Origin of the sequence: Lysinibacillus parviboronicapiens (assembly GCF_003049575.1) — a bacterium.
In the GTDB taxonomy this organism is placed as follows: Bacteria; Bacillota; Bacilli; order Bacillales_A; family Planococcaceae; genus Lysinibacillus; species Lysinibacillus parviboronicapiens.
Window position 1 is genome coordinate 13392 of record NZ_PYWI01000036.1, and the last position, 22669, is coordinate 36060.

22 protein-coding genes are annotated in these 22669 nt (G+C 36.7%); 11 read left to right on the plus strand and 11 right to left on the minus strand.

The window, feature by feature from the left end; genetic code table 11:
• Entirely contained in the window at positions 1–846 is an 846-nt protein-coding gene (locus tag C9J35_RS20250) for a VOC family protein (protein WP_107926304.1), read from the minus strand.
• A gap of 498 nt (positions 847–1344) precedes the next feature.
• Here C9J35_RS20250 and C9J35_RS23775 point away from each other — a divergent pair, with 498 nt between their 5' ends.
• Together C9J35_RS23775 and C9J35_RS20255 are read left to right on the plus strand one after the other, a co-directional pair.
• Positions 1345–1521 (plus strand): hypothetical protein, encoded by a 177-nt coding sequence (locus tag C9J35_RS23775; protein WP_167396019.1) that lies wholly within the window; start codon positions 1345–1347, stop codon positions 1519–1521.
• A gap of 157 nt (positions 1522–1678) precedes the next feature.
• Complete coding sequence (locus tag C9J35_RS20255) at positions 1679–2509, plus strand: aldo/keto reductase (RefSeq protein ID WP_054768615.1); 831 nt, start codon at positions 1679–1681, stop codon at positions 2507–2509.
• Between the two features lie 167 nt (positions 2510–2676).
• On the opposite strand, the gene C9J35_RS20260 is transcribed toward C9J35_RS20255, so the two are convergent.
• The 3 genes from C9J35_RS20260 to C9J35_RS20270 all read right to left on the minus strand — a co-directional run bounded on the left by C9J35_RS20260 (position 2677) and on the right by C9J35_RS20270 (position 7001).
• Positions 2677–4851 carry a 5'-nucleotidase C-terminal domain-containing protein gene (locus C9J35_RS20260; protein WP_107926306.1) on the minus strand — a complete coding sequence of 725 codons (2175 nt, stop codon included), beginning with the start codon at positions 4849–4851 and terminating at the stop codon, positions 2677–2679.
• Between the two features lie 616 nt (positions 4852–5467).
• Positions 5468–6310, minus strand: coding sequence for an RluA family pseudouridine synthase (locus C9J35_RS20265; RefSeq protein WP_107926308.1), 843 nt, complete (start codon positions 6308–6310; stop codon positions 5468–5470).
• 265 nt (positions 6311–6575) lie between these two features.
• Complete coding sequence (locus tag C9J35_RS20270; RefSeq protein ID WP_107926310.1) at positions 6576–7001, minus strand: disulfide formation protein C; 426 nt, start codon at positions 6999–7001, stop codon at positions 6576–6578.
• A 201-nt stretch (positions 7002–7202) separates the two neighbouring features.
• On the opposite strand from C9J35_RS20270, the gene C9J35_RS20275 reads away from it, so the two are divergent.
• Positions 7203–8318: a GAF domain-containing sensor histidine kinase gene (locus C9J35_RS20275; RefSeq protein WP_107926332.1), complete on the plus strand. Its 1116-nt coding sequence runs from the start codon at positions 7203–7205 to the stop codon at positions 8316–8318.
• Between the two features lie 13 nt (positions 8319–8331).
• Positions 8332–8979: a response regulator gene (locus C9J35_RS20280; RefSeq protein WP_107926312.1), complete on the plus strand. Its 648-nt coding sequence runs from the start codon at positions 8332–8334 to the stop codon at positions 8977–8979.
• A gap of 102 nt (positions 8980–9081) precedes the next feature.
• Here the strand turns inward: C9J35_RS20280 and C9J35_RS20285 are convergent, their stop codons facing one another.
• Positions 9082–10200: a response regulator gene (locus tag C9J35_RS20285; protein ID WP_107926314.1), complete on the minus strand. Its 1119-nt coding sequence runs from the start codon at positions 10198–10200 to the stop codon at positions 9082–9084.
• Between the two features lie 422 nt (positions 10201–10622).
• Between C9J35_RS20285 and C9J35_RS20290 the strand changes: the two genes are divergently transcribed.
• On the plus strand, positions 10623–11549 hold the full coding sequence (locus C9J35_RS20290; RefSeq protein WP_107926316.1) for a helix-turn-helix transcriptional regulator: 927 nt from the start codon (positions 10623–10625) through the stop codon (positions 11547–11549).
• A gap of 84 nt (positions 11550–11633) precedes the next feature.
• The gene (locus C9J35_RS20295; RefSeq protein WP_054768616.1) at positions 11634–12377 is read left to right on the plus strand and encodes an effector binding domain-containing protein; all 744 of its coding nucleotides are present in this window, start codon (positions 11634–11636) and stop codon (positions 12375–12377) included.
• A 241-nt stretch (positions 12378–12618) separates the two neighbouring features.
• On the opposite strand, the gene C9J35_RS20300 is transcribed toward C9J35_RS20295, so the two are convergent.
• The 4 genes from C9J35_RS20300 to C9J35_RS20315 all read right to left on the minus strand — a co-directional run bounded on the left by C9J35_RS20300 (position 12619) and on the right by C9J35_RS20315 (position 16215).
• On the minus strand, positions 12619–13539 hold the full coding sequence (locus C9J35_RS20300) for a cation diffusion facilitator family transporter (protein WP_054768617.1): 921 nt from the start codon (positions 13537–13539) through the stop codon (positions 12619–12621).
• Positions 13540–13614: 75 nt separating this feature from the next.
• Positions 13615–14958 carry a hemolysin family protein gene (locus C9J35_RS20305; protein WP_268807941.1) on the minus strand — a complete coding sequence of 448 codons (1344 nt, stop codon included), beginning with the start codon at positions 14956–14958 and terminating at the stop codon, positions 13615–13617.
• Positions 14959–15423: 465 nt separating this feature from the next.
• The gene (locus tag C9J35_RS20310) at positions 15424–15840 is read right to left on the minus strand and encodes a hypothetical protein (RefSeq protein WP_107926320.1); all 417 of its coding nucleotides are present in this window, start codon (positions 15838–15840) and stop codon (positions 15424–15426) included.
• 171 nt (positions 15841–16011) lie between these two features.
• Positions 16012–16215, minus strand: a complete 204-nt coding sequence (locus C9J35_RS20315) for a YheE family protein (RefSeq protein ID WP_107926322.1) — start codon at positions 16213–16215, stop codon at positions 16012–16014.
• A 175-nt stretch (positions 16216–16390) separates the two neighbouring features.
• Between C9J35_RS20315 and C9J35_RS20320 the strand changes: the two genes are divergently transcribed.
• The 4 genes from C9J35_RS20320 (at position 16391) to C9J35_RS20335 (ending at position 20016) form a co-directional block, all read left to right on the plus strand.
• Complete coding sequence (locus C9J35_RS20320; protein ID WP_054768619.1) at positions 16391–17533, plus strand: DUF445 domain-containing protein; 1143 nt, start codon at positions 16391–16393, stop codon at positions 17531–17533.
• Positions 17534–17549: 16 nt separating this feature from the next.
• Positions 17550–17897, plus strand: a complete 348-nt coding sequence (locus tag C9J35_RS20325; protein ID WP_054768620.1) for a YlbF family regulator — start codon at positions 17550–17552, stop codon at positions 17895–17897.
• Between the two features lie 332 nt (positions 17898–18229).
• A complete protein-coding gene (locus tag C9J35_RS20330; protein ID WP_054768618.1) occupies positions 18230–18892 on the plus strand; it encodes a ribonuclease H family protein in 663 nt (220 codons plus the stop codon).
• Positions 18893–19086: 194 nt separating this feature from the next.
• On the plus strand, positions 19087–20016 hold the full coding sequence (locus tag C9J35_RS20335; RefSeq protein WP_107926324.1) for a stalk domain-containing protein: 930 nt from the start codon (positions 19087–19089) through the stop codon (positions 20014–20016).
• A 146-nt stretch (positions 20017–20162) separates the two neighbouring features.
• Here the strand turns inward: C9J35_RS20335 and C9J35_RS20340 are convergent, their stop codons facing one another.
• Positions 20163–20522, minus strand: a complete 360-nt coding sequence (locus C9J35_RS20340; protein ID WP_107926326.1) for a hypothetical protein — start codon at positions 20520–20522, stop codon at positions 20163–20165.
• A gap of 165 nt (positions 20523–20687) precedes the next feature.
• On the opposite strand from C9J35_RS20340, the gene C9J35_RS20345 reads away from it, so the two are divergent.
• Positions 20688–22193 carry a coproporphyrinogen III oxidase gene (locus C9J35_RS20345; RefSeq protein WP_107926328.1) on the plus strand — a complete coding sequence of 502 codons (1506 nt, stop codon included), beginning with the start codon at positions 20688–20690 and terminating at the stop codon, positions 22191–22193.
• Between the two features lie 63 nt (positions 22194–22256).
• Here C9J35_RS20345 and C9J35_RS20350 read toward each other — a convergent pair.
• Positions 22257–22669: DDE-type integrase/transposase/recombinase (locus tag C9J35_RS20350; protein WP_153062977.1), on the minus strand; the 413-nt coding region annotated here is incomplete at its 5' end.

A 22669-nucleotide genomic window follows, 5' to 3' on the forward strand; every position in this document is an offset into this window, starting at 1 on the left:
TTAAAATTTCAGTAACACTACATTACCAGCAGGGTCAACTGTCTGGAAACCTCCATCAATTTCAACAATAGTTGCTCCAATCGCATGTAGGTTTTCTTTCATGTCAGCCACTTGTGTCTCATTATCCAGTCGCAGAGTAAATGTTTTTAAGCCGACTTGGTTTTCGCCAAGCTTTGGTGCTCCCTCAGAATACCAAGTATTAAGACCGATATGATGATGGTAACGACCTGTTGAGATAAATAGTGCCTGTCCACCATAACGTGTGACGATATCAAAACCTAAGCCTTTTGTGTAAAATTCCTCTGCTGCAGTTAAATTGGAAACCGATAAATGTATATGTCCCATAACTGTGTCAGTAGGTAGTCCCTGCCATTCACCGTCACCTTCATCTAATATGGCTGAAATATTAAGTGGTTCTGTTACCATATGCACTTGATCGAAATGCCAAGTCCAGTCACTTTCAGGACGGTCAGTATAAATTTCAATACCGTTTTCATCTGGATCGCGTAAATAAAGAGCTTCACTCACATCATGGTCAGATGCCCCAAAATAAACGCCCGAATTGCGGAAATGACTAATAATATTTGCTAAGTCACGGCGTGTTGGTAATAGTAAGGCAAAGTGATACAGCCCCGTTGTTAAGCTCGTTTTTTCTTCCACTGTTTCTGGTTGAACGATTGTCAACAGTGCGGTTTTGCCATCCGCTGATAAAGTTGCTTTATGTGACTCTGCTTGTAGAACCTTAAAACCTATAATATCTTGGTAATATTTCAATGAACGATGTAAATCACTTACTTTAATTTCGACATTTGTTACATATGTGTTTGGTTTTTCATGAAAGTGCATAATTGTTTGCCTCCAAAAATTACTTATTTTTAATTATCAACTTACTTTATGTAACTAAGTTTATTTTATATAGTATTGAAAGTCAAGGATTTATCTCGTATTCAAATTATTAAGGAATGAAGGAGCGGTGTCATGCTTAACTAGTTTTAGCCATAGTTCGTTTTAAAATTCCCATAAAAAAAAGAAGTAACCATAAAGGTACTTCAATAAAATAAGAAATCACTAAGCAGTAAAACATACTTAGTGATTGTCTTGAGGTATTATTTGTCCGCTTTGTAGTCGCCTTCGTAACCAGCCGTGAAAATAGCAGCTAAGAAAGCAGCTGTAACACCAAGAATTAATAATAAACTCATGGAAGAACCCTCCTCATGTTTATAAAGAAATCTCCCTTAAGTATAGCTTATCTACTATGAAAAGGAAACGTCAATGAATAAGAAAATATGTCAGAAATGGTTCAGTCTTAAGTATTTCGGGAAAACTATAGATGAGGTGATGATAATGGAGAAAAAAGTTCCGAGTATTGAGAATGGTACAATGGCAGGGAATTTTGACGAAGTGAAAGAGCTTGGCAAGCAAATGGAGCGTATGCGTGATGGTTTAGAGCTTGCAGAGGATGATCGTATAACAGACCCAATTCAGGTAGATGAGCCGGAAGATAAGATCAAGAAACAGTGACGTAAAAAGCTAGAATATGCGTAATTCCGGAACAAGGTGATAATACTTCCCGGAGTAAAGTCTCTTTAATATGGTGCAGATGAAGGAGAACTACTCTATTTTTCTTAAATCCAATTTTTTGTATAATGGAACTAGGAAAAGAAAGGGGCTGTAGTTCTTGAATTTACAATCAACAAAAGTATTAACAAATGGTGTAGAAATGCCACGTCTTGGTTTAGGTGTATATAAAATGACAGAACGTGAAGAAACATTGCAGGCAATCGACTATGCACTTAAAGTTGGTTACCGGGCGATAGATACGGCTTCATTGTATGGCAACGAGATAGAGGTAGGCGAAGCGATTCGTCACGCTGGCGTCAAGCGAGAGGAGATATTCGTCACTACGAAGGTTTGGAATAATGACCAAGGTTACGATGCAACGTTACGTGCATTTGAAGTATCATTGAAAAAGTTAAATATGGACTATTTGGATTTATATTTAACACATTGGGCAGTGCCACAATCATTTGAAGAAACGTACAGAGCTATTGAACGACTTTATGATGAAAAATTAATTCGTGCAACAGGTGTATCAAATCACCATGAGCATCATTTACAAAAACTATTAGCAAAAGCAAATATCGCGCCAATGGTCAATCAAGTAGAGGTGCATCCATATCTGCAACAAGACGCTTTAAAGACATATTGTACTAAGCATGGAATCGCACTGACAGCATGGTCACCGCTTGGGCGTGGTGGTGTCTTGGATAATTCAACAATTCTCGAAATTGGTCAAGAATTAGGGAAGACTGCGGCACAGGTAGTCCTTCGTTGGCATTTACAAAATGACACGATTATTATTCCGAAATCTGTAACACCAAGCCGTATTGAAGAAAATGCACAGATTTTTGATTTTGAATTAACGCAAGCTCAAATGACACAAATAGCTTCATTAAATCTCAATAAACGCTTTGGACAAGACCCAGATAACTTTAAATTCGATTTTTAATTATAGCTTTTTAAAACTGTGATAACTGATGGACGTGTTGGATCTACAGAATAAGGCTTTTTCAGGCTAGTGGTGTGAATGCCACTTTACATCGAATTATTGTCAAGTTTTACTAAGTAAAGATAAAAACCCGTACTCTATTAGGAGAAGCGGGTTTTCTTATCGCATTATTTAGATTCTTTTACATAAGGAATGTAGTTAGAAAGCATTTTAGCCATATGTGCACGTGTAGCATTGTTAGCGGGCATAAATTTGCCATTTGATCCGCTAGCAATCTCTAATTCTTGCATAAGTGCAATAGCGTTTTGCGTTTCAGCATTGTATTTAGAAATATCACTGAAGTCTGCTGTTAAACCTGTTTTTGCATCATGTTGTAAGTTATAAGCACGTGCAAACATTAAAGCAAGTTGAGAACGAGTAACTTTAGCAGTAGGATTGAATTTGCCATTTTGGCCTTGTACAATTCCAGCTTCAGCAAGCGCTGTAATCTCTTTTTGTGTAGCTTCTTCTAAACTAGTTACATCAGAGAATGTAGCTTCACCTTTTGCTTCAAGTTTTAATACACGCGCAATAAATGAAGCAGCTTGTGCACGTGTTAAATGAGCGTTTGGTGAATATGTTGTTGCTGAAGTGCCCTGTGTTAAATCACGATAATAAAGATCACGAACGTAGTCTTCTGTTTCAGAGCCTTTTGCAACATCTGTAAATGGAATTGTTGCTACAATACGACCTTCTACTTTAGGATCTACTTTTTTAAGCGAATTTAAATGATCGATAAACATTTCATAGTCTATTGTACCAGGTTCACTTACACGACCATCAGCATATACTTTTTCAAGTGTTTCAAAACCATCGCCGCCTTTAGCAGTGAAAGTATTTGTAGCACCTTTGTAAGTAGCTGCTTTATCTAGTTCTTTACCGTTTAATTTAATAGACGTGACACGTTTACCAGCTTCTGCCTTACCGTCAAATTCTACTTGCAAGCCAGAGAAGTGCAGGAAGCCCCCAAACTCTTTCGGGAAGTCTTTCACACTATGTTCAGCAATTTCATAGATTTCTGCACCAGTCATTTTTACAATCCCTAGCGCATTACCGAATGGCATTACAGTCATTACTTCACCAACAGTAATGTCCCCAGCGTCAATGCTTGCACGGATACCTCCACCATTTTGGAAGGAAAATTGTACTTCTGGGTCAATTTTTTGTGCGCCAGCGAGCATACCATCAGTAATGAGGTTACCTAGGTTTGTTTCCCCAGCACGAACGCCCCAAATACCACGTTTTCCATCGAGTACCGAAACGGCAGTATTACCTGTAGATTGTTGTTTAACAGCCGCAATTTTTTCAGTATAGGGTGCTAAAAGTTTAGTTGCTTCTGCATCAGCTTCAACAGGCTTTTCTTTATCATTTAAGGCATGTAATTGACCGAAATAATCAACAACTGCGCCATTATCGTTGAAAGTTAGATCAAGTTCGCCTAAATTTTCGCTATATTGACCTGTTTGTACAATGATCGTTGGGTTCTTAAATGAAGTTTCAGCTTTAACAGCTTTATCTAATTTTGTATGTGTATGTCCGCCTACGATAACGTCAATGCCTTCTACAGCAGAGGCTAGTAATTGGTCATTATCAAATTCTTTTGAATCATCGAAGCCTAAATGTGTTAAGGCAATAATTTTATTGACACCTTGCTTTTCAAATTCTGCTACTGCTTTTTTCGCAGAATCAATATAGTTAGCAAATTGAACGTTGGCAACGCTAGAAATCGATGGGGTTTCTTCTGTTGTTAAACCGAAAACGCCTACTTTTTCGCCATCTATTTCTTTAATAATACCATTATAGATTTTACCATTTTCAAAGTCTTTTGTGATTGTTTGGAATTGTAAGCCATCAAATAAGGAATCCTTTGAGAAATCCAAGTTACTTCCTAACAATGGGAAATCAGCACCTTTTACAAACTTCGCAAGTGCAGCATGTCCTTCAGGGCTTGACCCTAAATCGAACTCATGGTTACCAAATACCATTGCATCGTAGCCCATTAAGTTCATTAACTTCATATCAACTTCTCCAGTAAATTGATTGAAGTATAGAGTACCGGAGAAAACGTCACCAGCATCTAGTAGAAGTGAGTTTGCATTTGCTGCACGTAGTTCTTTAACTTTTGTTGCACGTTGGGGTGCAGCTTCTACGTGTGCATGTGTGTCATTTGAGTGTAGAATTGTTAATTTGAAACCGTCTTTCGTAGTTACTGGTGTTGTTTCTTCAGCATTTGCAGCAAAACCTGGTGTAGCTAGTAAACTTGCAGCGAGTGTTGTTGCTGCAATACTTTTAACCCATTTCATCCATGAATTCCTCCCTCATATCGTCAGATGACTGACAATTTACTTTATTCTATCATGAAAAAAATCCATCGTCATTACCAATAATGGAAAATCAATATTAAATTTACTGTAAAATATTTGTAGTTAAATAGTAAATCATATATTTATACTTTTTTAGAATTATAAGTAAATTGATTTAGGGGATATGTTGTTATTTAATGGTCACCATACAAATCTATCAGCACTAACCCAAATTCTTTGCACAGAAATACTTGGTCGCCAACTTTACGTACACAAGTTGATTGGAGCGAAGGCGGCGAGTGTAGCTGACGGCATTCACCTTTCGCAACAGAGCAAGGCTTCCTGCGGGAAAATCATGAGCTGATGGCCCCGCAGAAGCGTAGTGACGAGGAGACTGAAGCCGTGCCCGCGAAAAGCGTCAGCCGTAGCAGAAAGCAACGGGTTCACATAGATACTTCTATTTGAAAAGAAAAAAGCCATCCCAATTTCATTCGAGATGGCTTCTTCATCATAAAAGTGTAACGTAGAGAGATATTTTGTTGTGTAGGAAGCGGTCGTGACTCCAGCAAAGGCTTGAAGAGTACTTGTTCATTTACTGGCTCTTGTTTGAAAAGTGTTATTGTTTTTCATCCTTTACTACGATGAGCTTATTTAAAAATGGATGATCGAATTCTAACTGGATGGCGTGTAGCTCGTAGTCACCACTAGCCGTTTCACGTGCACCATACATAGTATCGCCGATAATAGGATGACCGAGATGTGCCATATGCACACGAATTTGATGTGTTCGACCTGTTTCCAAAATCAGGTGAACAACACAAGAATGTTTATAGCGTGCTATAACTTCATAGTGTGTGACCGCATGCTGTCCTGTATTTGACACGACACGTCTCGTTGCATGATGGCGATCTTTACCGATAGATTCTGCAATAGTTCCTGTCGTCGAACGAAGATTACCTTGGACTTCAGCGGCATACGTACGAATGATTGTTTTTTCTTCTATCATTCGGTCAAATATTGATTTGGCAAGTGGATGTTTAGCAACAAGAAGCAAGCCCTGTGTACCTTGATCAAGACGATGAACATGTTCTGCATACATACCACCCTGTTCCTTGATGTGTGCCATCACATGGTTCATGCAGGTATGCGTATCACGCGCATCATTTGGATGTGTGGACATGCCTTTTGGTTTGGATACAACCAAACAGTGATCGTCCTCGTATACAATATCAATTGCACATACGGGTGTTGGTTTATAGCTAGAAGTGGGGATAGGAAATGTAAATTTTATCATTGTTCCTGCTTGAAGTGGTTCCTTCCACAGTAATGGCTCACCGTCAGTTGTTGTGACGGCCTTCGCCATACGTAATTCATGTACTAGTTTTTTGCCTAGTTTCCAATGATTGCGAAGTAACTCCTCAACCGTTAACTTATTTTCATTTATTTGATAATGAAACATCTATCTTCCTCCGTGGAAAAGAAGGCTTTAAAAAGCCCCTTCATCTATTTTTTACTTAGAGTATACTCATCAAACTTGGAAATAAAAAATTCGCTCTATTTCCCATAGCGATTTGCGAGACCCGCAGGTGTTAAGGCATCTGCGGGTCTCGCTAGGTTCGCTGTCCCGTAGGAGTATCGCGAATTTTCTTGTAGCTATCCTTTAATTTTAAAAAGCACACATTCATTTGTAGCACCTATGCCCAATAGGGATAGTATCATGTTAATTATTTTGCCTCTTTTGTAGCTTTCAATAAATAGAAGCTTGCACCTGCAATTAAAATAAATGCAGTAAGCGCTAAAAACGGTATTGTAATGAAGCCAAGCCAGTTAATGTATTGGCCTGTACAAGATACTGCACCACATGAAGGGGCTGAATCTGCTAAGAAGCTTAGTTTTTGAATACCATAATGATATAGTGACACACAGCCACCCATAATGGCAAATACAGCTGTTGTTACAGCAATACGAGTATTTTTTTGGATAAACGCAATGGTTGTCATGATGACGATTGGATACATAAAAATACGTTGAATCCAACACATTTTACAAGGCTCATAGTGACGTATTTCGGAAAAGTACAAAGATCCTAATGTTGCCACTACAGAGACCATCCAAATGAATAATAAGCCGTTTTCTTGTTTTTTAGACATACTAAAACTCCCCTTAATATTAACCTTATACTTGTACGATTATAGATGTTCTGAATATAGAAGTAAATTAACTAGCTAGGATGGTGGTATCTACTTCTATCAAATGAAATTCAGTCTAAAGTATGAATGGCTGAAACAGACGCTACAGACTTGGAAATGTTATCATTAAAATTAGTAATGCCAAAAAGAAGAGGTGTTGTTGTGAGAGAGAACGAGCACTCAAATATCAGTATTTTAAAAGAAATCGCTGAGCTACTAAATGAAGAAACAGAAATCGTAACAATGCTAAAAGGCGCCCTTGTGAAATTTTTAAATGGCACAAATTTTGAAACAGGTTGGATTTTTTTTATTGACGCTAAAGGCCGGCCAGAGCTCGTTGTCCATGAAAATTTACCAGAGGCACTGAAATACAACAATTGTCATTATTTAAAAAAAGGCGGTTGTTGGTGTGTATCCCGTTATCGCAATGAAGAACTAAAAAAGGCTTCTAATATAATTGAATGTCAACGTATTGAAAGTGCTATAGCTGCAGATGTTGGTGATCACGCAGGTATCACTCACCACGCAACTGTACCATTGCAATCGGGGCAGGAGCGCTTTGGGGTTCTCAATGTAGCATCAAAAGATACGGTACGTTTTTCAGAGGAGGAACTAGCTTTACTTGAATCGGTTGCCTTTCAAATGGGTTCAGCCATTAAACGCATTTTACTAACCAAACAGGAGCAGGAAATGGCACTTGTCAAAGAGCGAAATCGTCTAGCACGTGACTTACATGATTCTGTCAATCAGTTGCTATTTTCAGTTACATTGACGGCTAGAGCAGGGATTGAAATGAGTAATGATTGTGATGTAAAGGAAACGTTTAAGGAGATTCAGCATTTAACGCAGGATGCTTTGACAGAAATGCGTGCCCTGATTTGGCAACTGCGCCCTAAAGGCTTAGAAAACGGTTTGTTAGAGGCTATTAAAGTCTATGCGGAAATGCTTGGCTTAAAGCTCCAAATAACGGTTTCAGGTGTGTTGCAATTTCCATCTCGTATTGAAGAAACGTTATTTCGTGTAGCACAGGAGGCACTCAATAATGTACGTCGCCATGCTGGCGTATTAGAGGCGGCACTTTATATTACTGTAACGGCAACAGATATTTTACTTGTTATTCGTGACGAAGGGCGAGGCTTTGTCATTGATAAAAATGCCAGGTTGCTGTCAATGGGCTTGCAGTCAATTAAAGATCGAGCAAAATCAGTTGGTGGCACAGCTGACTGGGTTAGTGAAATTGGCAAAGGAACGGAGCTGTTAATCAGATTGCCATATTAAAGGGGGAACGAGAATGATTCGAGTATTAATTGCAGACGATCACCATGTAGTCCGTCGCGGATTATTATTCTTTTTAAAGACACAAAAGGATATTGAAGTTGTGGGGGAAGCCAAAAATGGAGTTGAAGCAGTGGCTTTAGCTGAAAGTATTCAGCCAGATATAATTTTAATGGATTTAGTTATGCCAGAAATGGATGGTATTCAGGCTACGAAGCGCATTAAAGCAAAGTTTCCACAAATACAAATTTTAATGCTAACAAGTTTTTCAGATAGAGATCATGTTGTGCCAGCTATGGAGGCAGGAGCAGCTGGCTATCAGTTAAAGGATATTGAACCAGACGAATTAGTTTTATCGATTCGCAGAATTATGCAGGGTGAGAATACATTACATCCTGAAGCAACGTCTACACTTGAAATGGATCGACAAGAATCAGAAAACGCGCCTCATGTGTTAAATCCATTAACGCCTCGTGAGCAGGATGTACTTGCAGAGCTTACAAAGGGAAAAAGTAATCGAGAAATAGCTTCCTCTTTATTCGTCACTGAAAAAACAGTTAAAACGCATATTTCTAATATTTTTACGAAGTTACAGGTGCAAGACCGTACACAAGCTGCTCTTTATGCTGTAAAGCATGGATTGACAGAAGGTAGCGGTTTATAACTAATAATGAAAAAATAAATGAATAAAACAATGCTAAAAAAATAATAAACGGCGAGTTCCTACAAATTTGTAGTTGCCCGTCGTTTTTGATGAAATAGGATTTTATTTATTTTGAAATAATTTTTTAGAGATTTCCTTTAAATTGGGACTTGGTGAAAGTGCCAAGTCCTCTTTTAATTTTTGCTCATAAGCTAAAAGTATTTTATGTGCTTGTTTATGATGACCTGCATTCATGAGTACTTGCAAGTAGTATTCAAGTTTTTGTTCGTTGTAAGGATCGTATGCTAACAAGGTGTTTAAATAATCAATTGCTGTTTCAGTATCAGTTAAAACAGTAGCCTGAAAACCTTTATCTAATAAATCTATGTATGATTTATAAAGCTTATCTTTATAAGTAGTTGCCCAACTGTAATCATCATATACTAGTAAACCATTTTTATAAATAGTTAGGCATTGGTTGATTAAAAAAATTGGTGGGGACTCTAATTTAGAAAAATCACTATAAAATTGTTGGAAGTCATATAAATCACACATAATATTAGGTTTTTCAAAAATATAATACTTATTGGAAAAAATAATACAATTAGAATACCCTATGTTAGTTAAGGTTTTCCTCAAGTAAGATAGAGCGGTGTGAAGGTTAGATTTTGCCCGTACATAATCTAAATTGGGCCAAAGTATTTCGATTAAATAATCGCGATGAATGGGCATGTTCGGGTGCAAAATAAAATAAGAGAATAATTCTTTCGTCTTTTCAGTTTTGAAAGATACCAGGCTATTATTGCTATAAACAGCAAATTGATCGAAGCATTGAACATTTAACACTGTATTAGAAGCTTGTTGTGTTAGTTGTTGCATGGAAAATTCATGTTCAATACGTAAAACTGTTTTTTCTAAGCGTGCTAGGCTAATTGGCTTAAGTAAATAATCCAGACCGCCTACTTCATATGCCTGTATAGCAAAATCTCGATACGAAGTAATAAATATAACACTGACATGTGGACGATCAGTTTTTATAATATCCGCTACTTCTAGCCCATTCAGTTCATCTAACTTAATTTCTAAAAATATAACCTCGAATTCCATTGATGGAAGGTTATTTAGGAATAGTTTTACACTGGTGAAGGTTTGAACTACCTCAATTTGTTGAAAGTTTTGTAGCTTATTTTGAAAATAGTGTAAAGCTAAAGGTTCATTGTCAATTAAAACGGCTCTAATCACATCAAAATCTCCTTTATACAATTAAATTGAAGACCATTAAACTCTAGTTCATTGCTTTTGAAAAGGCTCCTGATATATTAGGATAGAATTTTTTTATGTTGTGTTAAGAGAATTGAAATAATTGTATAAGCGTTTCTTATCATACTATTTTAATGAAACCGAAAAACAGCGTGGTTAAAATAGAAAAATAGCTCATTCAATACTTATTCAAGATTCTTGAGTTATTTTTTTCTTTTATTGTCAAAAAACCATATTGATTGTAATAATTTATCAGGCGTTATTATAGTACATTTGACTTAAAAAAAACTCAAAAAGTACTTAAATAATACTTAATAACAAATGGATAAAAGAAAGAAAATGAGGATATTGTAGTAAAAAAAAGATAATTATAACTACTTAATTAAAAGAGAGGGAGGGTGAAAATGAAACTAGACCGTTTATTAACAATGACAATGATTTTAGTTAACCGTAAAAAAGTAAAGGCTCACGAATTGGCTGAATTGTTTGGGGTGTCGGTGCGCACGATTTATCGGGATGTTGAAACACTAAGTCTCGCTGGGGTACCCGTCGTGAGCCAGCAAGGAGTGAACGGAGGGATAAGTTTAATAGATGGCTATAGAGTGGATAAGCAAGTGTTAACAAAGGAAGAGCTTGCTTCTCTTTCTATTGCTATCAAGAGCGCGCTGACCTCCTATGAAGATGCCCATGCTGAGGCAGTGCTTGAAAAATTAACGGGTGTTGCAGATGACAAGGTGAAGCAATCCATTAATCAATTATTCATTGATCTTAGTCCTTGGGGGCATAACGTCATCTTAAAAGAACAGATTACGCTATTGAAAAAAGCAATTGCAAATGAGTTCTGTGTAAGTTTTACCTATTCTACAGCTTCTGGACAGACAACCGAACGTCTTATTGAGCCGCATACTTTAGTACAAAAGGGGAAAGTCTGGTTTGTGTATGGCTATTGTTTACTAAGGGAAAGTTTCCGTTTATTTAAGGTTTCGAGGATGAAGAATTTAAATAAAGAGATGATATCTTTTGAACGCAAGGAAATTAATTTATCGTCACTTCCATGGAATGAAGATTGGTTTCAGCCTCAAAACTTAGTTGATCTTACATTGTCATTTGATCCTAAAGTTGCGACATTGATGGAAGAGACGTTTGGCACTGAAAATGTAAATATCGATAATTTAAGTGTTCAAATCTCTCTACCAGAAGATGAATGGCTATACGGTTTCTTACTTAGCTTTGGTAATCGAATAAAAATTCTTAACCCAACATATATAGGTGAGATTGTGCAACAACGAGCTCTAGAAATTGTGAAATTATATAAAGACAATGAAAATTAAAATATTTCCTTTCAATAGATGACATACAGATGTCATGTTTGGTTTGTTAAAGTAATGTCAAATAGACGAAAGGTGGATTTAAACATGCAAAGTTGTTGTCAAAGTTGTGGAATGCCATTAGTGGAAGCAGCATTATTTGGTACCGAAAAAGAGGGACAAGTGAGTGTAGAGTATTGTACATATTGTTATGGAGAAGGTGAATTTAAGCAACCTGATCTGACAATGAAAGAAATGATTGAAATATGTGTGCCCCATTTGAAAGAGGAGGGGATGACAGAAGAGGGAGCACGCCAAATGTTAGCTACCTTTTTACCAAGCTTAAAGAGATGGAGAAAGAGTGAAAGGATTGAACCGGTTGTCATTGAGAAAGATTCTTTTAACGTGATAGGAATTACAACGCGGACAAGTAATGCTAATGAGCTAACAGCACAAGCAAAAATACCTCAACTGTGGTCTGCATTTTATGAACAAAATGTCGGGCAACAAATAGCAAATCATGTGAACCATGCCGTAACATATGGTTTGTATTGTGACTACGAGAGTGATGTCAATGGGATTTATTCATTGTCACTTGGTATGGAAGTTTCAGCAATTGATGAAGTTCCTAAAGGCATGGCGGCAAAGATAGTCCCAGCCGCAAAGTATCTTGTCTTTACATCGGAAATAGGCCCAGTTACTGAGGTTGTCATTAAAGCATGGCAAGATATTTGGGCATGGTTTGCCAACTCTGCGGTAGAAAGAACGTATACTGGCGATTTCGAAAAGTATGATGAACGATGCGCCAATCCAAATGAGGCGCAAGTTGATATCTATATTGCGATTAAGTAAAAGCCTTTAATCACATTGTTCAAAAAAGAACAACATAAAACAAGGGGCTGTCCCAAAAGTAAAACAACATGCTTAGAGATATCCAACTATGCTATGTTTTTGATGCAAAGGTAAAAATCCGCGTAGACTCCTGCGGGAAAACCAAGAGTATGAGACCCAGCAGGAAGCGTTAGCGAGTGATGCAGCTCATGCCTTGCCTGCGGAAAGTGAAACGGATTTTTACCATATAGAAAGGTGGACGTTATTGTTTGAAGGACTTTTTAGACAACCCCTTGTTGTCTGCTGGAGTATTAATCTCAATATGTGGTTCAATATGCACGAGTACCTGGCAAAATGGATTTTCGCGCATCACAGTGTGTTCGATTTCTTCTGTGATACGGTGACTTTCAAAGACATTTAAATAAGGATTCACAGTGACCGTTACATCGATAAAGTACATATTGCCATGAGCACGCCCTTTGAAATCCAAGAGTTCAATCACACCCTCCACATTACGTATTAATACGGATAATGTTTCCACTTCATCAATATTAAAGGCATCTGTTAGGCTTTGAACCGCTTCCCAAAAGATTTCAACGGCTGTCTTAATAATAAGAAAGGCGACTACTAATGCTGTCAGTGTATCGATAATCGGAAAGCCGAAAATAGCGCCGAAAATCCCGATTGCTGTTCCAATACTAACGAGGGCATCTGAACGATTGTCGTAAGCGGCAGCCTTTACAGCAGCACTGCGAATCTTTTTAGCTAATGCTAAATTATAGCGATAGACGACATACATAACAATGGCACTGCCTATTGCAACATAGGCAGTTAATAAAGATGGTGTTGTACCACTAGGCTCCCAGAGACTCTTTAAAGAATTGATAAGCACCTGTAAGCCGACAATCAGCATAATAAATGAAGCAACTAGTGATGCAATGGTTTCAGCGCGTAAATGGCCATATTGGTGATTAGAATCGGGTGGTCTTTGCGCGATACGTAAGCCGATTAATACAGCAATTGATGCGATGATGTCAGTTGTATTGTTCAGTCCATCTGCTTTTAATGCTTCAGATGTCCCTAAATAACCAATTGTCAGCTTAGTTGAGCTCAGTATTAAATAAGTACCGATGGATAACCAAGCACCTTTTTCCCCTTGACGTAAATTTGTATAGAGCTCCATTTTGTTTCCTCCTCGCAAAACTTTAGGACATTATAAAACGACCCCCTTATATGAAAGGGAGTCGTGTTAGCATGTTTATTTAGAGTCTTTTAATTCTTCGAATTCATTTGCTAAATCACGTTCAGGTAATTTCAGAACTTCTAAGTATAGTATATGGTGACCATCTAATTCTTTAGCTGTGAATTCATAACCTTGTACCTCGATGCTATCACCTTCAACAGCATCAAAACGTTTCGTCATGAACCAACCACCTATTGTATCGATATCATCATCTTCTATGTCAGTACCTAGCATATCATTGACGTTTTCTAGTAGCATTTTTGCATCTAAAATGAAATGATTATCTGCAATTTCTTGTACTTCAGGGATTTCATCTTCATCGAATTCATCTTGAATATCTCCGACAATTTCCTCGATAATATCTTCAATCGTTACTAAACCTGACGTTCCTCCATATTCATCCATTAAAATAGCCATATGAATACGTTCTCGCTGTATTTTTAGTAATAAATCATTAATTTGCGTTGTTTCCATAACACGTATAATCGGTTGCATATAGTCAAGCACAGGTTTATCACCATTTGCAGGATCTTTAATGTAAGCCGTTAATAAGTGTTTCATGTTTACTAAGCCGATTATATGGTCTTTATCGCCATCGATAATTGGGTAACGAGTATATTGCTCTACACCCATTAAATCAAATACTTCTTTAATCGTCAGTTCTTTCTCGATGCCAACGATTTCTGTACGCGGTACCATAATTTCTTTTGCAAGACGATCTGAGAACTCGAAAATACTGTTAACATATTCATATTCTGAGTTATTAATTTCTCCACCCTTTAAACTATCTGACAAAATCATTCGTAGCTCTTCTTCAGTATGTGCTACTTCTGATTCTGACATCATCTTAAGCCCAAACATTCCTGTTAAAGCACGTGCAGAACCGTTTAACAATTTAATGATGGGATACGTAATGTTGTGGAATAAAATTAATGCGCCAGAAAGGTTTAATGTGACAAATTCTGCTTTTTGGATGGCTAAAGTTTTTGGCGCCAATTCCCCAATAACTACATGCATAAAAGTTACAATTGAAAATGCAAGTATGAATGAAAGGATAGATGTTACACTACCGTTCAAATTTAAGAATTCAAACACTGGATGTAAAATGATTTCAAATGTAGGTTCACCAAGCCAACCAAGACCAAGTGCAGTAATGGTAATACCTAACTGACATGCAGATAAGTATTCATCTAAATCTGAAATAACCCGTTTTGCATTTTTGGCTTTTTTATGTCCTTCTGCAAGCAATTGATCAATCCGGGTAGCTCTCACTTTAACGATAGCAAACTCTGTTGCAACAAAAAATCCTGTCATTACAATTAGTAGGGCGAATGCCGCCAACCTTATGGTTATTTCCAATATGTCTCCGTCCAAATAATTCCTTTGCCCCCGCCCAAATGAGGGAAGTAAACAAAGTGTACACCTCCTATGATTTAAAAAATTGTTGGATGTTTCAATCATAAATTATTTAGTAGCAAAACACAAATATTGACAACCACTTTTTCGATGGAATTAAAGAAGACATTTCATGGTGAAAAAAGCTTTATTTCAAATGACAAATGATTGAAAATTAAAATACAATATGCTAACTTTATATGGAGCAAGGATAGTTTGTTTAGAGAAAGAAGCAGTTATATCTCATATAAAACGACACGTCAAAAATCTCAAGAGAGTTTTACTTGCGGATTTTTTTAAATGAATTATTTTCAATATGCAACAAAAAAGAGGTTGTCTCATGTGAGATAACCTCTTTTTCTGTACGAACGTGAATATAGCGCTACAAAGTGACAAAACCTTTTATAGTTCTTTACCTTTCATACGTTTTTATTGTTGTTGGAAACGTAATTTAAGACAAGCCTTTTCCACATCGTGTACAGTCTCTTTTAAAGGAAGTACACCGGAAAACGCAGAGATTGTAATAGGGGCTTTATCTGTAAGCCCTTGTTGTGTTAAAACATAATTATTTCCGTTATATGATAAATACATATTCTTTATCGAACGTTTTCCCAATGTGCTAGTAGATGAATCAAAGAAAGCTTTTAATTGGCTGCAATATTCATTATAAAAATTACTGCTAAAACCAGTAAGAATCTCAAATTCTTTACTATCAATAGTGCCTGTATCACTGGCTAATTCGAAAATTTTAGCGGAAAATTCAGAAAAAAGTTCCTTTACCTTAGCACGTATTAATACTTTTGAATTGTAACTGTTTAAGTCATCTGAAAGTGTGACTTTACTCATTGAAATAGCCCCCTGCATATAAAAACATTTAAAAATAACCTTATTTAATAAATGTATAAGAATAATACAGGAATTTCAATATAAATAAGCAATATTTGCAAAATAAGAGTCCGAATAGTAGGGAAATTTCTGCATATTTATGAGATGTAGGAGTAAAAAATTGTTGTTTATTTAATCGTAAACATGGTAAAGCATTAGCTCATGTATCATTTTTTTAACATCGTCTTCATTTGGCGGTATAGGTCCAATCCATTGAATTTCACCATCTTTTAAATATTCTGCAACATAGCGTTCGCGAAGGTAGAAGAACGATATTGCCCAGCCTGGGAGCTGTGTGTGTTCAAAAAGAGGCTTAAAGCTAAAATGCTGAATCATAGACATCCTCATTTCCATCTGTATTTATTTATCATTATTCAAGGATAGTGGTTAATTTGCAACTATTCACTTTTTTTGGGGTATTTCTTTCGTGGAATTTCATTGCTCTGCTATAATGAGTGCAGCAGGCGACAAAATACGCCAAAGTGAATACGATTGGAATGAGAGGATGCTAATGGACAATTTACTAGGGACATTATTATTTATGGCAATCATCGGGGCAGCAATTGGTGGTGTTACGAATCACTTAGCAATAAAAATGCTATTTCGACCCCATGAAGCTAAATATATTAAAAATTGGCGAGTGCCATTTACACCGGGTCTTATTCCGAAACGACGCGATGAATTAGCAAAGCAGCTAGGCTTAACGGTTGTAAATTATTTATTAACGCCTGAAACTTTTAGAAAGAAATTTTTCTCAAAGGATATTCAAGACAAGGTAGAGCAGTTCGTACAAGCAAAAGTACAAGAAACTATTTTTACTGAGGATAAAACGATTCAAGATTGGTTGAATTTAGCTGGCTTTTCTAACATGCCAACAACAATTGAACAAAAAGTAGAAGCAATTGTTGTGGGACAATTTGAATCAGTCAAGAATACATTATCAACGAGATCAATTCGTACACTGTTATCAGCGGACATTCAAAATACAATTGATGCGAAAATTCCAGTAGCAGTTGGACATATTTTGGAAAAGGGCGAAGAGTATTTTTTATCAGCAGAAGGTGAATTGACAATAAAGGCTATGATCGATGACTTCTTATCTTCTAAGGGATCTCTAGGTGGCATGATTAATATGTTTTTGGGCGATTCCTCATCGCTAGTAGGCAAGGTTCAACGTGAACTTGTGAAGTTCTTACAGACTCCTGGTACGAATACACTGTTAACTAAAATTTTCATGCAGGAATGGGAAAAACTAAAGGATCGTCCAGCTATGGATTATTTAGAGGATATTAACTTTGAACCGATTTTAGCGAATTTACAAAGTTATGTAAAAGAGCAATTAGCAGTAGCAGAACGATTAAATCATCCAATATCGTATTATTGGCCTGAGGGTAGTTCATGGATGCAAGAAAGTGTTGTTCCACGATTAATCGAAAAAGCGTTCATCCAGGCTGAAGACAAATTAGAAGATGTGTTGAAGCGTTTAAACTTACAGGAAGTTGTTCGCGAGCAGGTGGATTCTTTCCCTGTAGCCAAGCTGGAAGAGCTTGTATTAGGTATTTCCAAGCGGGAATTCAAAATGATTACCGTTCTTGGTGCAGTACTTGGTGGTTTGATTGGGGTTGTGCAAGGTTTAATTGTTCATTTTATTTAAAAAGGAGATTATGTTGATGATTAATATTTATAATGAAATTAATGCTTTAGAGGGTACTTTCCGTAAAACACCTGAATTTGAAACTTTAAAAGAGGCTGTAGCAGTTGTCAAGGCAGACGAAGAAGCGTTAAATGTTTTTAAAAATTTCCGTAAAATTCAAATTGAATTACAGAAAAAGCAATTAGCAGGTGAAGATTTGCTAGAAGATGAACTTATCTATGCGCAAAAAGCAGCACAGCTTGCACAGCAAAATGAAAAAATCTCCGCTATGCTTGAAGCAGAGATGAAGCTAAGCAAAGTTATTGAAGAGGTAAACCGCATTTTAGTAAAACCAATACAGTCATTGTATGAGGGTATTCAATAAATAAAAGTAACTAGGTTTTCTCATCAATCGTCGAAAATGATGGTTCGACCGGCGATATTGTAAATGCTATCAGCTTAAGCCATTGTCAGCTTGGCATTTAGCTAAATCGCTTTTATAGGAATAATTATAAGGATATTTGCACATATAACAGGTAAGTAGAAAAACGTGTCTCAGTAAATCGAGACACGTTTTAACTTTATGTAGTAGTTGTTTCTACAACTTCAACAGGTCTGATTGTTGGCGTATTTAAAGTTAACGAGTAATGATCATTCAATGCCATTCATGCCCATGATTGAGCACGTATAATTATTTGAATTAATGGAGGGAATGTTATGCATATATCAATTGAATGGACCTATAAAACGCCAAAAGGTGCGGGGACAGTTTTGCACTCTTATGAAATGCCGGCAGCCCAAGCCTTATTATTAGCAGAGGATATGGAGCGTACAGGTCGCGTGAAGTCACTACACTTCAACGATCGCCAAGATGTAATATGGTCGATTAAAGAGTTAAAGGCATACTTAAAAGAAGTTGATACTGAGCCACATAACATTACGGTCTATTTTGATGGGGGATTTGACCGTACGACAAAACAGTCAGGTTTAGGATGTGTCATTTATTATGAACAGAATGGTAGGCCATACAGATTAAGAAGAAATGCCTCTTCCGCTGAACTCAAATCAAATAACGAAGCAGAATATGCAGCGCTCTATTTAAGTTTAGTGGAGCTAGAATTATTAAATGTACATCATCTACCTATTAGCTTTGTGGGTGATTCGCAAGTTGCTATCAATCAATTAAGTGGAGAATGGCCAGCACTAGAAAAAGACCTAGCAAATTGGGCAGATAAAATTGACGCAAAGTTAAACGAACTAGGGATCCAGCCTGAATACAAGCCAGTATCGCGAAAAGATAATTCAGAAGCGGATCGACTGGCAACGCAAGCTTTAAAAGGCATTGATATTACAGGTTTGAGCGAACTTGTTAAAGAATAAGTTGCGCAGAGTATATGTAATGGGAGACTTCTCAAAATTTGAGTCGTCTCCTTTTACGTGAATATACCTATAAATCTAAATGTGTTAGGTAATTGGTATTTTTCTTTTTCATCATAAATTTTCCTGTGCAAGCTGTAACTTTTTCCATTTTAAAGCTACTACTTCCATGAACTTAAAAATGAGGAGAGATTATGATGAAGATGAAAAAATTCGTACCCGTAGCTATGACAGCGTTGTTATTTGGAAGCGCAGTAGTAACACCAGTTGCTTCAGCTAATGAAGGAAGTCCGACAAATGCAGAACAGCAAATTCCACAGATTCAAATTGATCCAGTCCATATTTTCAACAACACGTATGGAACAATCGATCATGTAAATGTGAGTGAAAACATTACATATTACACGTTAAAAGACGGTGAACAATCGAATATTCTTGAGGTAACAAAAAATACACTTGTTTTTGATAATACAGGGAAAAAAGTGGAACTTCAAAAAGGCGATAAAGTAGTAGCTTACACATTTGCAAACAAGCCTCAAAAAGCCATTTACCCACCACAATTCAATCCTGATGTTATCATAGTTGAAACAGAGGAAGCAGGTTTTGTAGAAGTCGATTATTTCTTTGAAAACTTAACAAATACTTACGATATTTTAAAATTAAATATTGCTGAAAATACTGAGCTTTTAAATATAAAGGGAGATAAAGTAACGGCGGATGACTTAGCAGAGAAACATTTAGTTGTGTTCTATACAGCATCAACAAAAAGTATCCCAGCTCAAACAACGCCTTCGAAAGTAATAGTTCTTGATGATGAGAAACAAAATACTACGGAAATTCCAAATGTACAAGCAGAAATCGCAGAAATACTAGCGACTGATTATTATGAAGTAGATGGAACGAAGATGGTGCCATTACGTGTGATTGCAGAAAAGCTTGGCTACACTGTAGAGTCAACAGGGAAAGGCGCAATTATTTCAAAAGGTAATTTATCGTACACAATTACTCGTGGAGAAAAAATGTTTGGTTATAATAAAGCATTGTTTCCTTTAGAGGTAGCACCAGCATTGTTAGAGGATCAAAAAACATATGTACCTGTTGAATTTGTAGAGACTTATTTAAAATAATTTAAATCATTGCCCATGGAGTTTTTACGAGAAGTAATTAATAAGCATTATATCTGAAAGTAAGCTAGATTGTTTAAAGTCCGTTTATAGTGCTCAATATTTTATGTGGCAAAGCACATTACTAATTAATTTTAGTAGTGTGCTTTTTATTTTTTTGGCAAAAACAAATGATAATTGTCGGATGTTTTTTTGAAGGAATGTGTATCCGTAAAGTTTTGAGCTAATAGTAATTCATCAGAATACAGTAGCGTGTGATGGACATGCTGTTCAAAAAACTTTTTTGCATTTGCATAATGCTCGTTGATAGAGATGGCACCGTAAACCTCTGGATGATCTAAAATATATATAAAATCACAAAGAACCTGATGAGTTTGATATTTTAGTATAACTGTTATAAAAAATGTTCTTTCATCACAATATTGTAAATCGAAATAATGGAAAGTTACTTCTATTTTGTGGGTGAAGCTTGAAACGGAAGATAAATAATGTTTTTTCATAAGGACCATTATCAACACCACCTTTATGTCTATTTTTATTCAGAATATTCAGTCTTTATAGGTGGTTAACATAGTAGCTTTGCGTAAGCTTATCAAAATTTGTTAAACTATTGATGCAATCAATTATCGGTCATTTCGGTAAAAATGGAATATTGAAAGAAGAGAGCGAAAAAGATGAAAATTATTCACATAGATCAAAAATATCCTGAGGATTGGATTCGAGTTTTAAATCATATTGCGAATTTATTTTTTGAGGATTCCAAGCTAAAAGTTGAAGCACATGGAGCTGATATGGCGGTTACTTTTACATACCACGTTGAAGCAGATTTCTCTGTATATACGAATGCTATCCTAGAGGTAGATGGCAAACGATATACGAATGATTATCATATTAAATACGATACTGAAGCTGTGGGACGTGAGCTAAATATACGGATGAAGCGTGCATTATCACATGTATTTTTAGATGTATTAGAACAGTATTCGGGTATGCATCAACAATGGGGAATATTAACAGGCGTGCGACCAACAAAACTGTATCATAAATTCCGAAAGGCTGGCATGAACGATGCAGAAATTGCTGAGGTACTTATACGAGATTTCCGCCTGTCACAGGAAAAGGTTGAGCTTTTAAAGGAAATAGTGGATCGTCAGCTAGTGACAATTCCCGACTTAGATAACATCGGTAAAGAAATTAGCGTTTATATCGGCATTCCATTTTGCCCGACGAAATGTGCATACTGCACATTCCCAGCTTATGCAATTGGCAGTAACCGCAAGCAAGGTCGTGTAGCTACATTTTTAGACGGACTCCATATTGAACTGCGTGAAATGGGGAAATGGTTGACGGAAAATAAGATGAAAATTACTTCGATTTATTGGGGGGGAGGTACACCAACTTCTATAGAGGCCGATGAAATGGATGCATTGTATCAAACGATGTATGAAACTTTCCCTCATCCTGAAACCATTCGTGAGGTGACAGTTGAAGCAGGACGACCTGATACAATTACACCAGAAAAATTAGCTGTGCTGAAAAAATGGGGCATTGATCGCATCAGTGTCAATCCTCAGTCGTATACGGATGAAACGTTAAAGGCAATTGGTCGTCATCATACGGTGCAGGAAACCATTGATAAGTTTTGGCTAGCACGTGAATCAGGTATGAATAACATTAATATGGATTTAATTATTGGCTTGCCGAATGAGGGGATTTACGAATTCCAGCATTCATTGGATGAATCAGAAAAAATGCAACCAGAGTCGTTAACAGTTCATACGCTATCATTTAAGCGAGCATCAGAAATGACACGCAATAAAGATAAATACAAGGTAGCAGACCGTGATACTGTCGCCGAAATGATGCAGATGGCGCAGGTGTGGGCGAAGGATAATGATTATGTACCTTACTATTTATATCGTCAAAAAAATATATTAGGGAATTTGGAAAATGTCGGCTATAGCAAAGCGGGAGAGGAAAGTATCTATAATATCGTTATAATGGAGGAAGTACAGACCATTTTAGGAATTGGTTGTGGGGCATCTTCGAAATTTGTACATCCAGAAACAGGGAAGATTACACAGTTCCATAATCCTAAGGATCCTGCAGCCTATATCATGACATTTGAAGAAGCAACAGCAAAAAAAATCGAACTGTTAAATGATTTATATAATGCTTAAAAATAAAGAGCTATCAGAAAAACGGCACTGACTACCTTTTTTGAGACAGTAAGAAAACACCTTTTAAACTGCCAGTTGACGGTATTTTACCGGTGACTGGTTGTTTAGTTTCGTTTGGATACGAATATTGTTATAATAGTGTATATATTCTTCGGCGATTCGAATCACACAAGCATTAGACGTGCTGTGTATTCCGTCGAGGTAGAACGTTTCGATTGGGGAATTATCAGCGGGCGTGCCTTTGCGGGACATGCTCATGGTAATTCCTTTTTCTTTTACTGCTGCTTGATAGTCATATGATGTATACACAGAGCCCTGATCGCTATGCAGAATGATATCCTCAGGCAGTTGTTTCAATTGAGCGAGCGTATCTAAGATAAACGATGTATCTTGTGTACCACCGACTGTATAGGCAATGATTTCACCGTTGTATAAATCCATGATGCTTGAAAGATATAACATCGACTGACCAAAAG